General features: G+C 27.7%; 9 protein-coding genes. 2 read left to right on the top strand and 7 right to left on the bottom strand.

Annotation, left to right across the window (positions count from 1 at the left end):
• Nucleotides 1-18 precede the first annotated feature (18 nt).
• A complete protein-coding gene (locus V3249_RS02895) occupies nt 19-2,898 on the top strand; it encodes a P110/LppT family adhesin N-terminal domain (RefSeq protein WP_341517474.1) in 2,880 nt (959 codons plus the stop codon).
• A 215-nt stretch (nt 2,899-3,113) separates the two neighbouring features.
• Here V3249_RS02895 and V3249_RS02890 read toward each other — a convergent pair whose 3' ends face one another.
• From V3249_RS02890 to V3249_RS02880, 3 genes are all read right to left on the bottom strand, one after another.
• Nucleotides 3,114-5,246, bottom strand: coding sequence for a hypothetical protein (locus V3249_RS02890; RefSeq protein WP_337897089.1), 2,133 nt, complete (start codon nt 5,244-5,246; stop codon nt 3,114-3,116).
• Nucleotides 5,247-6,487: 1,241 nt separating this feature from the next.
• Nucleotides 6,488-7,402 carry a hypothetical protein gene (locus V3249_RS02885; RefSeq protein WP_303571771.1) on the bottom strand — a complete coding sequence of 305 codons (915 nt, stop codon included), beginning with the start codon at nt 7,400-7,402 and terminating at the stop codon, nt 6,488-6,490.
• Nucleotides 7,403-7,514: 112 nt separating this feature from the next.
• On the bottom strand, nt 7,515-8,054 hold the full coding sequence (locus tag V3249_RS02880; RefSeq protein WP_337897088.1) for a hypothetical protein: 540 nt from the start codon (nt 8,052-8,054) through the stop codon (nt 7,515-7,517).
• Nucleotides 8,055-8,390: 336 nt separating this feature from the next.
• On the opposite strand from V3249_RS02880, the gene V3249_RS02875 reads away from it, so the two are divergent.
• Nucleotides 8,391-9,644, top strand: coding sequence for an IS256 family transposase (locus tag V3249_RS02875; RefSeq protein ID WP_341517461.1), 1,254 nt, complete (start codon nt 8,391-8,393; stop codon nt 9,642-9,644).
• 298 nt (nt 9,645-9,942) lie between these two features.
• Here V3249_RS02875 and V3249_RS02870 read toward each other — a convergent pair whose 3' ends face one another.
• The 4 genes from V3249_RS02870 to V3249_RS02855 all read right to left on the bottom strand — a co-directional run bounded on the left by V3249_RS02870 (nt 9,943) and on the right by V3249_RS02855 (nt 15,030).
• Nucleotides 9,943-10,479 carry a hypothetical protein gene (locus V3249_RS02870; RefSeq protein WP_313363028.1) on the bottom strand — a complete coding sequence of 179 codons (537 nt, stop codon included), beginning with the start codon at nt 10,477-10,479 and terminating at the stop codon, nt 9,943-9,945.
• A gap of 497 nt (nt 10,480-10,976) precedes the next feature.
• Nucleotides 10,977-11,513 (bottom strand): hypothetical protein, encoded by a 537-nt coding sequence (locus tag V3249_RS02865; RefSeq protein WP_313363028.1) that lies wholly within the window; start codon nt 11,511-11,513, stop codon nt 10,977-10,979.
• A 392-nt stretch (nt 11,514-11,905) separates the two neighbouring features.
• A complete protein-coding gene (locus tag V3249_RS02860; protein WP_303571779.1) occupies nt 11,906-12,811 on the bottom strand; it encodes a hypothetical protein in 906 nt (301 codons plus the stop codon).
• 299 nt (nt 12,812-13,110) lie between these two features.
• Nucleotides 13,111-15,030, bottom strand: a complete 1,920-nt coding sequence (locus V3249_RS02855; RefSeq protein WP_341517473.1) for a transketolase — start codon at nt 15,028-15,030, stop codon at nt 13,111-13,113.
• Between the last annotated feature and the right edge of the window lies 1 nt (nt 15,031).

Genomic DNA, 15,031 nt, shown 5'->3' with positions numbered 1-15,031 from the left:
CTTATAAAGGGAATTATTATGAAAAAACTTAAATTAAATCATATAATTTTTGCAATTATTGGAGTTAGCTCGGTCGTTAGTATTTCTGCCAGTGTTCCGTATTTAATCTCCTTACAGTCAAAAAATTATAATTCAAAATTATCGGAATTTGACGAAAAACTAGCTAATGCTACAAATCTAAATGTTAATTCCGAATTTAACACTACTGAATTTGATAGCTTAGTTGCTAATTTAAAACTAAAGTCAAAATTTGCTAAAAAATTAAGTGCTTCTGATGCGCTAAATTTGCATTTTGATACTGCATATAATTTTGACTTAAATAATGCAATTGATTTTAGCCAAATTAGTCAAAAATATCCAGATTTCAATTTCAGATTGGTTGTTCCAAAGAGCCAATCAGAAGTAAAAATTGAGTCAAATAAAATAAAAAACCTTGCCGTTAATATTTCAAATTCGAGTAAAAGTATAAATTATACAGCAAGTTTTGACTTAGATTTTTCAGATCAAGATAAATCCTTGAATTTTTCAGCCCAAAATTTAAGCGCATCAATTAGTCTTCTAAATCAACAATTTTTAGAAGGAAAAACTGCGACCGAAATTGCAATTTTGTTTTATAATGAATTTAAGGAAAATTTTGAAAAAACAAAAAATTCAAGTTCAGCACTGTTTGCAACATTTTCTAAATTTGGTGGAATTTCTTTTAGTATAAATTCTGAACCGGTTTTTGTTTTTCCTTCCAATTTTGAAATAAAACCTGAATTGCAACAAGAAAAATTAAATTTTACAAATATTGATGATGTTAATAATAAAATTGACTTAGCATTAAGTTTAGTTGATAAAAAAACACAAAAAAGTAGCAAATTAACACTTAACTTTGTCGATATACCTAAGAAAACCGACCAAAAAAAATCTTCTGAATTATTAAAAATTTTTAAAAAAAATTATAAATTTAACTCAGCAATTTCTAAACATTTAGCACAAAATAAGCTTAGTGTATCAGAATATTTTGCCCAAAACCCTCAAAATTTAGATCTTGAACAGTTTAATTCTTGATTTACTTCAAATTCAAGTGAAAATCAAAATAAAACATTTCTCGAAGAAATTAAAAATTTAATCCCTAATTTTAGCCCAAAAAGTGTCACTTTTTCAGTAAAAGAAAACAAAAATAATCCTAAAAATTCTAATATTGTCAATGTTGGGCTAAATATTGAAGGTAATTTTAGTGATGGAACTTTACTTCCTTTAGGTCTAAATCTTGGTGAAGATAATACTTATACTTTCAATTTTGAACTAGAATTTGATGCTGCCGAAGAAATTTATGGCGCATATTTTAAAAATGCAATTGAGAGTTTTGATCAGCAAGGGTCACAAGATATTGACAACTTAAGTTTTGAAATCAAGAAAGACTTGCCAATTACAGTCTTTGCTTCAACAATTGATGATAAAATCCAACCTTTTTTAAATAAACCTTACGATATAAAAAATATAACAACCCAACTAGCCCCTTTTTTCGAGGCTCTTAATTTTTTTGCAACAAAAAGTAATAAAGTTACTAAAACTCCAATAGTCTCAAGCACTGAAGAGACCACTGATCAGACCTCTAATGGTTCAGATACTTCTGTGGCTGTTCCCGCAAATGTTAGTGCTTTACCGACCTTATTCCAAGAAACATCAGAATCAGGTTCAGATTCTTCCACAAGTTCAGAGTCAACTCCTCCAGCCCCAGCTCCAAGCCCAACTACCTCCCCAACTCAACAATCTTTATTAGGCGATTACCTAAGAAAACTTCTTGAAAATCTTGAAAAATCTGATCTTCCTGAAGACACTTCTATTTATTTTTCTAGAGATTATAAAGATGAAACTTATGAAATTAATCTTAAGATTAAAACCCCTAATGGAGTTGAAAGAAATCTAACAATTGAACTTGATAATGTAAATGAAGAAAATAAACTTTATAAATCTTTTTCTGATACTGTCAAAACTCACCTATTTTTAGATTGAAAAACTAATATTGAAACAGAAGAACAATCTTTAGAAGATGGTCAAAAACAGCAAGTTGTAAAATCAATTTCAGCCGTTAATAATCCGAATTTTAGATTTAAGGCAAATGAAGCACCTTCAAAAATATCAAAAGAAAAAGTCCATATTGATGAACAAGAACGAGGTATTTATTTAGCCGAAGGTGGAATTTCCTTGGATAAAACTGTAAATAACAACACAGATCTAAAATTAGAAGACGGCACTTCCTTCTTTTATGCTTTTAAACCAACTAAAATGCCAAAAATAAAATTTCTCCAATATTTTTTATTAAAAACAGGTGAACAAGAAAATGATTTTAACTTACTTATTGAACAGGATCGCTATCTGGACGATGTTTTTGAAATTGGTGCTGATTTTGTCCCTAAGCCACCGTCTAAAGCTTCTGATCCCAATAAAGAAGGATTTCAAACAACATATAACGGTGTAATTATAGTTTTTAAAGAAGGTAATAAAACTGGAGTGGCATTCCAACCAAAAAATCCTCACTCAGATTTTCAAGATTTTCTTAATAATTCTGAATCCACTATTATTTTAGGTGTGGATGTTCAAAAAAAAGCTGACAATAAATTAGTTATGAACATTAAGTTTTATTCTAGTGAATCTGATGATGCTAAAAAACCGAGATTTACTTGAAGTCGTGAAATACCAAATGGTGCAAAAATAAATTTTGAAAAAGGTTTTACTTTTGGAACCACTAAATCAGAACGTCAAAAACACATTGACGAACAATTAGACAAACTATCACTTTCAAGATCTGAAACCGGAATCACCTTTAAAGGTTTTGTTTTATTTGACACGCCTCAAACTGAAGAAGAATATAATAAACTTTTTGAAAAATTTAGATCTGAATATATCTAATCAAAAATTTTAATTATAAAAAAGCCTCGTAAAAAGGAGGTTTTTTTATAATTGAGCAGCAAAATTTAAGTGCAAAACCAAAAAAATTATTTTTTGTTCTAATTTTTGACCTATTAAAATTTGTGATTTTCTTCTAATTTTTATAATTCTAGCTCAAAATAAAATTCCTTAAATTTTAGTGTACTAAAAATTTATACTTATTTTTAAAGAAATAACTATTTTAAAAATTCATATTCAAATAAAATAGGAGCAATTTTTTCAAGATAATATTTTTTAAGCTTTTGTTTGATAGCCTCGATATTTCCGTTTAATTCAGGATAGTCATAAATATATTTATTTGATTTTGCGCTGCCTATTAGTGTTTTTGTGTTTAGTTCTTCAATAATTTGGTATAAGCCATATTTAAAATCAGACCGATAATTGCTAGTTTTGCTTGCCGAGTCAAGAATCCTAAACCACAAATTTTCAATTTCTGATTCCTCATCAGTGCGCTTATAATTTTTTAATGTATTTAGAGCTAATGTTGGCTTTTGATCTAAATTATCAAGGCTTAATTCGTTTAAATAAATTTTGTCTTTATTTCTGGGATCCTCAAGACTTCGAATGTGATTTCAATTTGTTAAGGAAACAAAAAATAAATTTTTAAGTAAAAATTGTTTTAGTTCTGCACGGGTCTCAAGATCTGATAAAAAACGACTAAAGCCATCGCCAGTTTTTGCTAGATAATTTTTTGCTCAATCATTATCAATTGTTTTATAAATAGCACTACTAAAAGCAAGCAGACCGACAAGAAAATTATTTTTGTTAATTCAAAATCCATTTTCATCGTAACTTTTAGCTCGTATTAAAGCGCTTGATCCAAAATGAAGTGAAAAACTTTTTGTTTGAATATACCCGATAAAATTTGAATCATCTAAATTTCTTGGCAATCCTCTTAAACTTTTTCCTGATTTTTTTGTAAAAAGTCCATTATAATCACATGCAAGTCCTAAATCCGGGTCTACTCTTTGGGGATCTGCTTTTTTGTATTTATAAACACTTTTGCTAAGTAAGGTATGAACTTTTTTTATTTTTGCTTTATTAATATAAATAAGTTCATCAGTTATTGTATCAATGTCAAAAACTTCAACTTCGATTTGATCAAATTCTTCTTTTTCAAATTTTCACCAAATACAAGAGACAAAATCTTGCCCTGCGTGAAAATGTTTTCTGTTAAAACCAAAACCACCACCAATTTTTCGACTAACAGCATTTTGTCATTTAAAATATTTTACCGGACTAAAGACAACAAGAGCATCACCTTTTTGGCGAATGTAATATTCAAATGCTGATAAAATAAAATAATTTGCAAGTTCATTAAATTCACTACCTTTGAGTTTGCTTTCTTCTTTGATTTTCTGAACCACATAATAGTTTTTTCAACTTTCACGGGATTCTTTTGCTGTTTTAAGTTTTTGTTGTTCCATTGAGGTGGGTTCAACATAAGGCGGATTTTCAAAAACAATTATTGAACATTTTGGGTCATTAATATATTTTAGTAGCGTTTCATTTTTAATATATTCTTCACTAAGTGCATTAGCTCCATTTACAAAACCTTGCTGAAAAGTGTTATCATTTTCAATTGGAGGGATAATATGTCTTACTTTGTCTCCCAGTAGTTCAACTAAAACTTTATATTCATAATACTCGTAAGTTGAGACAATAACATGAGATAATTCCTCGTCTGTTAGTCATTTTTCTAAATTCCCTGTCCCAGCACAGCGGTCTAAAATTATATAGTCATTCCCTTCAGGAACTTCCGAAATTGCCGCCCTGAGCAGTTTATAAGCTTTAATTACATAAGGCTTTGGCGTATAAAAAGCTCCTAAATTTTTTTGCTGAATTTTTGTGTTTAGTTGATCCATTAAATATTCAAAGCGAACATTTGAATCTTTTTTATAAGGATTTATATATTTAGCAAAAATATTAGGATCACGAATTTCACCTAGAGTTCTAGTTTTTCCGGTATTATCGCCGATAAAATCTTGTTTAGTTTTTCCGGGATTTTCGCTAAAAAATTTATTAGCCCAGCCGACAATACAGTTTTCATCGATATTTATTTTTGTGTAATGCTTTTCTTTGAGCAGAGCTATTAATTCTTCTTGATCTGCTGCTGAATTTAGGTTTAATTTTTTTGGTTGTTTATCTGTATGGAAGTCAGAATTATTAATGCTTGCAGCACCGATATAGACTTTTTCAATGTGGTCTAAAAAGTCGCTGGAATTATAAATATATGCTTGTTTTTTACTAAATGTACTAAATGAAATTAAAAGAATATTTTTAGGAACCGGAATTCCTTTAATTCTCATTCTTGATAAATATTTTATTGTCTGAAATAAAACTGCATTTAAATTATTAATTTTTACCTTAAATTCCAGAATATTTCCGTTAATAATTCCGTCGGTATAATAATTTTGGATTTGATCAATTGAAAGATTTTTATCAACTCTTGGAAGATATGTTTTATAAAACTCTAATTGAAGAGCAAGTTCGCCTTGCTCTCTCTCTCTCTCTCTCTCTCTGTTAAAATGTCTTTAGTATTTTCCATAAGTTCCTTGATTATAAATATCTTTTTTTATTTTTTAATATTAAAAAAATGAAATGCTTCAAGACCATTAATTGTGATCATCATTTTATCATTTAGATTATTTTTTTAATTAGAGTTGCAATTTTTTCGATAAATCAAATAAATTATAGAGAAAATTTGATTATTTTATTTATTATACATTATTTACGGTATTTTTTTAACTTTTTTAGCATTTTTAGTTTACTTTTTTACTTTTTTACTTTTTTTGAATTGTACAAGAATTATTTAGAAAGATAAAATTCATTTTGCTAATCCTGAGTTTGCAAGTTTGATTGCAAAAATTCACCTTTTATAGGGTATAAATATGTAAAAACACCCGTAAATCCGTTTTTTTGACCTAAAATCTTAATTTTTATTAATTTAAAATTAACCTTTTGTAAAAAAAAAAAAAATGCTTGGTCTAGAAAAAATTTCTGTTATAATAAACATCACTAAGAATAATTAATAAATTTTAATATTGAATTAAGGGGGAATTAGTTATGTTTTTTGCATAGAAAAATCAGAAAATGCGAATTTTCCATTATATTTTTAAATATGATGGAATGCCTTAAATTTACCCGTTTAGAAATCTATAAATTTATGGCTTTTAATTATTGTTCTTTCAAAACTTCATATATTTTTTTAGGCTCGATGTAAGTAAAAACGAGTTTTCTATTTACGTTGAGTTTAAATAGCAGTTGTATTTTTTATGATTTTTGTTAGTGTTTTAACTAAAAAAGTAGTTTAAAAATTCATAATTTTGCTTTTTTAATTAAAAACGCCGAAAAACCGGACACTTTTTTAAGATTATCTCATCAAACTGGGAAACTCGGGAAAATAAGAAACCTTCTAAATTTGTCAAGAGCCAATCACAAGTTTAATAAAAAATAATTAAAATCTCTAATGATTTAGGAATTTTAAGTATTATAAATCTAAACTAAAAATAATAAAAAAGACTAATTTATCACCATGTTTTTAGAATCATTAACTCATACTTTTGAAAATGGCATCATAGCCCAAAGGTTTTATAGAATATACAATTATAAAAAAAGCAAGTTGAACAATGTGGGGGAAAGAAGAAAACAATAAAAATCTATTAAATTCAAGATCAACTATTATAGTGGCTCTAAAAAATTCAACACCTAATCAAAATATGAATAAAAGTAAACCATAATCAATAAAAAAGTATATAAAATGGATAAAAAGAAAAACTTTTCAGTATTTTTCATCAATTTTTAATGTTTGATGTTGACTATTAAATAAAAAAACTTGCAAAACTATTTGAGCATAATATCTAGAAAAAATTCTACCAGGAATAAATATGTTAACTCTACTTTCAAATGTTGCGAGAATATTTTTTATAATTTTGTTAGGATCATTTTTATCAGTTTTACTTACCCCAGATCTAAAGTAAGTTACACGCCCTACAGCAAATTCATAATACTTATTATAATCAAGGTCAGTTAAAAAATCAAATTTATTTTTCGGATTTAGTCTGCCTAATTTTTGTTTTACTTTTTTTGCTAAATAAAAATGGAATACTTTTTGCAAAAACCTACAAAAATACGTGTATGGAATATAAAAAATTAAATAAGTGCTTATTTCAAAAGCTAGTGTAATCAAATAATTATTAAAAATTTTAAGGTATGGCGCCCTTAAAAAATCAATATTAGGACTTAAAATTAATGCTAAAACAACTGCAAAAAAAGGTGGCGAAAAACTTATCAAGTAAAGTAATGCAAGTAAAAAATAATGCTTTTTTTGCTTATTAGGATTAAATTTAAAAACTAAAAATGAAAAAAGTCTAAAATACAAAGCATTAGTCAAAAACGGCATTTTTGAGAATTTTTTTGGTATTTTAAGATTTAGAAATTTTTCAACTGTTGATCAAAAATGCATTTTAAATTTCCTTGAATAAAGTAGTGCTAATTTTTATAAAAAGTCTAAAAACTATATTGATTTATTTGTAATTTGCTTTTTTAAGCAGCTTAAAATTCAATTAAAGTAATTTTTAACTTTCAAATAGTCAATATGTTACTCACGTCTTTGGATGATAAAAAAGTCTAGGAATAAAAGTAAACCCCGTCACAAGAAACATTAATGGTATAACAAAAACGAGAGTACTTTCAAAAAGTTCTTTATAAAGATCCTCGGCATTTGATTTGCTTCAAAGACTATATCCAAAAAACAGTCATATAGAGTATCATGAAAATATGAAATGTAGTGTTGTAAAAATAAAATAGATTATTAAAAAATATTTTCACTTTTTTTGATTGATTTTTAATTCTGAATTTTCAGAATTAAACAAAAAAATTTGCAAGATTATATGGCAATAATATCTGGCTACATAGCCTTCGGTGTATCAGTTGGAATTCTTTATTGACTTAATAATATTTTCAACATTTTGATCAGGATTATATCAATTTTGCTGTTCAAAGTAACGTGAATAAAGTTCTCTTTTACATGCAAATTTATAATATTTATCATAATCAAAGTTAGTTAAAAAGTCGAATTTATTTTCTGGATTCAGTTGGCCTAATTTTTGTTTCACTTTTTTTGTTAAGTAAAAACTGAATATTTTTTGTAAAAAGCCACAAAAATACGTGTATGGAATATAAAAAATTAAGTAGGTAATTATTTCAAACAGATGCATTAAAAAATACAGGTTAAAAATTTTCAAATAAAAAAATCTTAAAAAATCACCATTATGACTTAAACTCAGCACTGAAACAAGTACAAAAAAAGGAAACGGGTAGCTTATTAAGCAAAGTAAAACAAGAAAAAAATAATGTCTTCTTTTCTTGTTGGGGTTCATTCGGTAATGTTAAATATTTTGTGTTTTTAAAGTAAATTTATTTTGATAAAATTTATTATGAAGGACCAAAATATGAAAAAACAGCAAAAAACATTATCCCCATTTGAGTTAGAAGCTAAAAAACTTGTTGACAAATACGCTGATTATAAAAAAATAAAAAAAGAAGATTTTCACAACGAAATTTCGCATATGTTTAAAACTTTTACTGAGGCGCTCTTAAGGGCGGAATTAAGCCAACATTTAGGCTATGAAAAAAGTAACCGAAGCAAAAAAGGCGTGCATAGGCCAAATAAGCGAAACGGATTTTCGGACAAAACTGTGAATTATAATCATAATAGTTTTCGTCTAAAAATACCAAGAGATCGAAATGGCACTTTTGAGAACAAATTACTCGGTAAATACGAAACAAATTTAGGCGATATCGAAGAGCAAGTGTTTTCACTTTTTGCATCAGGAATGTCATATGAAAATATTGTTAACACAATAAAAAGTATCTATAAAAAAGAAATAAGTAATGCCTGAATTTCTTCAGTTACTGACAAATTATTGCCTGAAATTGAAAAGTGAAAATCGCGAAAAATTGAGAATTCCTATCCAATTTTGTACATTGATGGGATGTTTTTTAATGTTAAAGAAAACGGTGTTTTTGTCAAAAAATCACTTTATCTTATTCTTGCAATTGATTGGGACGGAAATAAAAAAGCACTGGGATTTTGGATTAAAAATACCGAATCAGCAAGTAATTGACTTGATGTTTTTAACGAACTAAAAACTCGCGGGCTGGAAGATGTTCTAATAATTTCTTGCGATAATCTAAGCGGAATTAGTCAAGCAATTGAAGCGGTTTTCCCGCAAACAGATGTTCAAAAATGTGTTGTTCACCAAATTAGAAACTCGCTTTTAAAAGTTTCTAACAAAGACAAAAAAGAGTTTGTCCTTGATATGAAAAAGATTTATCAAGCGGCTAATCAAGAATTTGCAATGCAAAATCTTGATAAATTTGCGGAAAAATGAGGCCAAAAATATCCTTCAATTATCAAGTCTTGGTATACAAATTTCGTTGAACTAACGACATTTTTTAAATATCCATATGAATTGAGGCAAGCAATTTATACGACAAATTTAATTGAGTCAATGAATAGAATAATTAGGAAAAATACAAAAACAAAAGGCGGAATTCAAAGTGTAAATTACCTTTCAAAAATAACTTATTTAACTCTCCAAAACGCATCTACAAAATGACAAAAGGTAAGAAATTGATTCATGATTAAAAAACAATTAGAAATTATTTTCCCTAATCGGTTAAATAATGTAAAATTAAATTAGATTACATTTCTATTTGAAAAATCCATAAAAATTTAAAACACAAGATTATGAACACACCCGTTCATTCGAAAGACTAAATAATAAAAAAGTCAAAAATACACAAGATTAGATAAAATCGGGATTATTGAAAATTTTTTTGGTATTTTAAGATTTAGAAATTTTTCAGTTCTTGACCAAAAGTTCATTTTAAATTTCCTTGAATAAAGTAGCACTAATTTATATAAAAAGCCTAAAAAACTATATTGATTTATTTATAATTTTCGTTTTTAAGCCGCTTAAAATTCACTTAAAGTAATTTTTAACTTTCAAATAGTCGATATGTTACTCACGTCTTTGGATAATAAAAAAGTTGAGGTATAAAAGTAAACCCCATCCCAGCAAACATTAATGCTATAAGAAAAACGACTCCACTTTCAAAAAGTTGTTTATAAAGATCTTCAGTATTTGGCTTGCTTCAAAGAAAATATCCCCAAAATAGTCATATAGAGTATCATGAAAATATGAAATGTAGTGTTGTAAAAATAAAATAGATTATTAAAAAATATTTTCAGTTTTTTTGATTGATTTTTAATTCTGAACTTTCGGAATTAAACAAAAAAATTTGTAAGATTATATGGCAATAATATCTCGCTACATAGCCTTGGTGTCAGTTATAATTGTTTATTGACTTAATAATATTTTCAACATTTTGATCAGGTTTATACCAATTTTGCTGTTCAACATAGCGATCATAAAGTTTTCTTTGACACGCAAATTTATAATATTTATCATAATCAAAGTTAGTTAAAAAATCGAATTTATTTTCTGGGTTTAGTAGACCTAATTTTTGTTTCACTTTTTTTGTTAAATAAAAACGGAACATTTTTTGTAAAAAACTACAAACATATGAATAAGGGAAATAAAAAATTAAGTAAGTAATTATTTCAAACAAATGCATTAAAAAATACTTGTTAAAAATTTTCAAATAAAAAACTCTTAAAAAGTCACCATTATGACTTAAACTCAGTACAGAAACAAGTACAAAAAAAGGAAAGGGGTAGCTTATTAAGTAAAGTAAAACAAGAAAAAAATAATGTCTTCTTTTCTTGTTAGGGTTTAACCGATAAACTAAATAATAAAAAAGTCAAAAATACACAAGATTAGACAAAATCGGGATTATTGAAAATTTTTTTGGTATTTTAAGATTTAGAAATTTTTCAGTTCTTGACCAAAAGTTCATTTTAAATTTCCTTGAATAAAGTAGCACTAATTTATATAAAAAGCCTAAAAAACTATATTGATTTATTTATAATTTTCGTTTTTAAGCCGCTTAAAATTCACTTAAAGTAATTTTTAACTTTCAAATAGTCGATATGTTACTCACGTCTTTGGATAATAAAAAAGTTGAGGTATAAAAGTAAACCCCATCCCAGCAAACATTAATGCTATAAGAAAAACGACTCCACTTTCAAAAAGTTGTTTATAAAGATCTTCAGTATTTGGCTTGCTTCAAAGAAAATATCCCCAAAATAGTCATATAGAGTATCATGAAAATATGAAATGTAGTGTTGTAAAAATAAAATAGATTATTAAAAAATATTTTCAGTTTTTTTGATTGATTTTTAATTCTGAACTTTCGGAATTAAACAAAAAAATTTGTAAGATTATATGGCAATAATATCTCGCTACATAGCCTTGGTGTCAGTTATAATTGTTTATTGACTTAATAATATTTTCAACATTTTGATCAGGTTTATACCAATTTTGCTGTTCAACATAGCGATCATAAAGTTTTCTTTGACACGCAAATTTATAATATTTATCATAATCAAAGTTAGTTAAAAAATCGAATTTATTTTCTGGGTTTAGTAGACCTAATTTTTGTTTCACTTTTTTTGTTAAATAAAAACGGAACATTTTTTGTAAAAAACTACAAACATATGAATAAGGGAAATAAAAAATTAAGTAAGTAATTATTTCAAACAAATGCATTAAAAAATACTTGTTAAAAATTTTCAAATAAAAAACTCTTAAAAAGTCACCATTATGACTTAAACTCAGTACAGAAACAAGTACAAAAAAAGGAAAGGGGTAGCTTATTAAGTAAAGTAAAACAAGAAAAAAATAATGTCTTCTTTTCTTGTTAGGGTTTAACCGATAAACTAAATAATAAAAAAGTCAAAAATACACAAGATTAGACAAAATCGGGATTATTGAAAATTTTTTTGGTATTTTAAGATTTAAAAATTTTTCAGCTCTTGACCAAAAGTTCATTTTATTAATTAACCTAAGGAAATAATTGTTTGGAAAAGATCTATTGTAGCTAATACAATTACAATTTTGGGGTTTACCCATCTTACCGGTTTTAGGGCAGCAGTTGCTGCTACTTGCACTTTTCTTAATCTACCCATTTGTTTCCATATTTCTCGCCCCGTTAATCCAAGACCAACATACGACGATACTCTGGAAAGAAGGTCAGGTAAATATATTCCTTTAATAGCATTTCAATTTTTGTCATACACAAGAGAATTATAAGCGTTTTTGTATTCAACTGAAAGCCATGTTAAGATCCCGCCTGCAATAGTGCTAGCAAATGCTGATCCCCACATTCAAATAACTCCATAAGCCACTGCAAGACCGTAATTTACAGCAGCAAGCGTGGCAGTAAGAATGTGTTCATGCAAAAGTTTATCCGCAAATTCTTTCATTTTTAAATTAGGAGAACTCTTAGAAGAAAAGGATTGAGGCTTAACAAGTAAATCTTGATTTTGAATCTTATCATTTTTTGAATTTTTTGAATTTTTTGAAGCGAATATTTTTTCAATATTATCGGCGGTAACACCTTTTTTTAGTAATTTTTCTTTAGCAAGTTTTTCCAAGTTTAAATTCGGGTTTTGTGAAACTTCATCGATAAAATCTTGAAAATCTTTTTCAAATTTTGAAAAATCCTTAATCTGTGCTTCAGTATTTTCGTTAGTAGAAGAAAAGGACTCGGCATTTTTTTGTCTTAAAGCCGAAATTACTTCCAGAGATTGGGATTTTAATACTTTAGAGAAAGTTATGTCAGATATATTTTTATGATTTTCAACAGTTTTTTCATTAATACTTAATATTAAAAAAGGTAAAGTAGCAACTGTTGTAAAGGTTGTTATTCCAAGGATAATTTTAAATTTGGATAATTTAAGCATTTAAAGCCTCCTTAAATTTGTAATTAAATAAAATTATATTATAATTATATTAAAAAGGCTGATCAAATCAATGTTACTTGTAAACTTTTTACCGTCTACTTTGATTTTCTTATTAAATTATTATCATATATATGTTTAAATTTGTCTAAAATCCACTGCAAAATGCAAAATTGGAATTTTTAACCCTTTAAATCAGTAATTTTGATGTATTTAAATTTATTCTCAACTGTGAATTTGTATTGTTTAATTTTGACACACCTTTTTGAATGTGTCAGATATTAATATGCTAATTAAAAAAATTAGGCAATAATTTTTTTAATTTTTTCAACAAGATCTTTGCTTCGAAAGCCAATTTCATCAAGAATGTCTTCTGCAGGAGCCGACATTCCAAAGGTATCATGACCAAAATTATATTTTGCATGTGCTTTTCAACCAAAAGTAGAAGCTAATTCAAGTGAAATTGCAAAATTTGGATCTCAAATTGGTGTGTTTTGTCAATTTGATAAAGAAATTAAATTGAGGTCTAATTCTTGAGTGACTTCTTTTGCTAGTCCTAACTCACTACCGGTGGCAATAATTGCTCATTTGGATTTAGTTTTTTGAGCTAAGTAGGCTCCAAGTTTGAAATTATCTTTTGATTCAGCAAATGATTTGATATTTTGGCGAGTTAAAATTATTGCACAAGGTTTATCTTTGCTTTCAAGAGCAAGTTCGTAAGCTCCTTTTAGTTCATTTTCATCACCAGGACGATAGACAGCAAAATTAGGAACTGATCTAAGCATTGCAAGTTGTTCAATTGGCTGGTGAGTCGGTCCATCTTCGCCAACCATTAAGGAGTCGTGAGTAAAAATGTAAGTTACTGGCAATTTCATTAATGATGAGAGTCTTAAAGCAGGCTTTAAATAGTCAGCAAAGACAAAAAATGTTGAAACAAAAGGACGTAAAACTGAATGAAGCGCAATTCCGTTTGCAATTGCACTCATTGCAAATTCGCGAACACCAAACATTAAGTTTCGACCTTGATAATTTTGGTCACTAAAATAACCATCTGAACCTTTTGCTTTTGTTGAAACTGATAAATCAGCTGACCCACCGATTCAATAAGGAACTTTTTTGGAAATATAATCAAGAATTAAAGACGAAGTTGCCCGGGTTGCCTGGTTTTTAGGAAGGTCTAAATCAATTTCCAAATTAATATTTTGCCCTTTTTGTAAAAATTCTTCAAGTTCTGGTGAAATTTTAAAAGCTTCTTTTTTAGCTTGAGTTCTTTTTACAAGTGTTTTTTGCCAATGTTTGCTAATTTCTGGGTCAAGATAAAAATCTTCTTCGTGTTTTCATTCAAGATTTCTCTTTAAATTAACAATGTCGCCTCCTAGTGGAGCACCGTGAACTTCGGTAGTGTTTTGTTTAGATGAACCTTGACCAATAACAGTTTTGATTTCAATAAAACTTGGTCTTCGGGAAGCTTTTGCCTTAGAAATCGCCCTGGAGATTAATTTTACATCATCTTTTGGCACCAATTGGTAAAATAAACCTTGAGATTCAATTCGTTGTTTCATATTTTCGCTAAAAACAACGCTTACTGGTGAGTCAAGTTGAATATCATTTGAGTCATACAAAACAATGAAATTTTTAAGTTTTAAATGTCCTGCTAGTGAAAGTGACTCATAGGAAATTCCCTCCTGAAGATCACCATCCCCGCAAATTACATAAGTGTAGTGGTTAATTTCTTTGAATTTTGCATTTAAATGTGACTGAGCAAGGGCAATTCCGACGGCCATTGTAATTCCTTGACCGAGTGGGCCAGTTGTCGCTTCAATTCCAACAGTGTGACCGTATTCTGGATGTCCAGGTGTTTTTGAATTTTTTTGCCGAAAATTCTCAAGATCTTCTTTTTTTAATAAACCTAAACTATATAAAAGTGAATAATAAAGCGAAGATGCATGACCTGCAGACAAAACAAAACGGTCGCGATTAATTCAATGTGGATCACTGATGTCAAAATTTATATGATCACGAAAAAGAGCATAAATCATTTTTGAAGCACTAATTGCAACACCAGGGTGACCAGAATTTGCCTTGTTTATTGCTTCGTTACTGTGAATTCTTAGAGAATTTACACTTAACTCTTCAAGATGTTTAAACTTTTTTTTGAATTTATCAACTTTTTCTTTTGATTCCAATTCTGCTGCATTAGTTATTTTAGTGTCGTTATTCATT

It is taken from the genome of Mesomycoplasma ovipneumoniae, assembly GCF_038095995.1.
In the GTDB taxonomy this organism is placed as follows: Bacteria; Bacillota_I; Bacilli_A; order Mycoplasmatales; family Metamycoplasmataceae; genus Mesomycoplasma; species Mesomycoplasma ovipneumoniae_F.
This window is presented reverse-complemented; position numbering and strand designations above follow the sequence as displayed.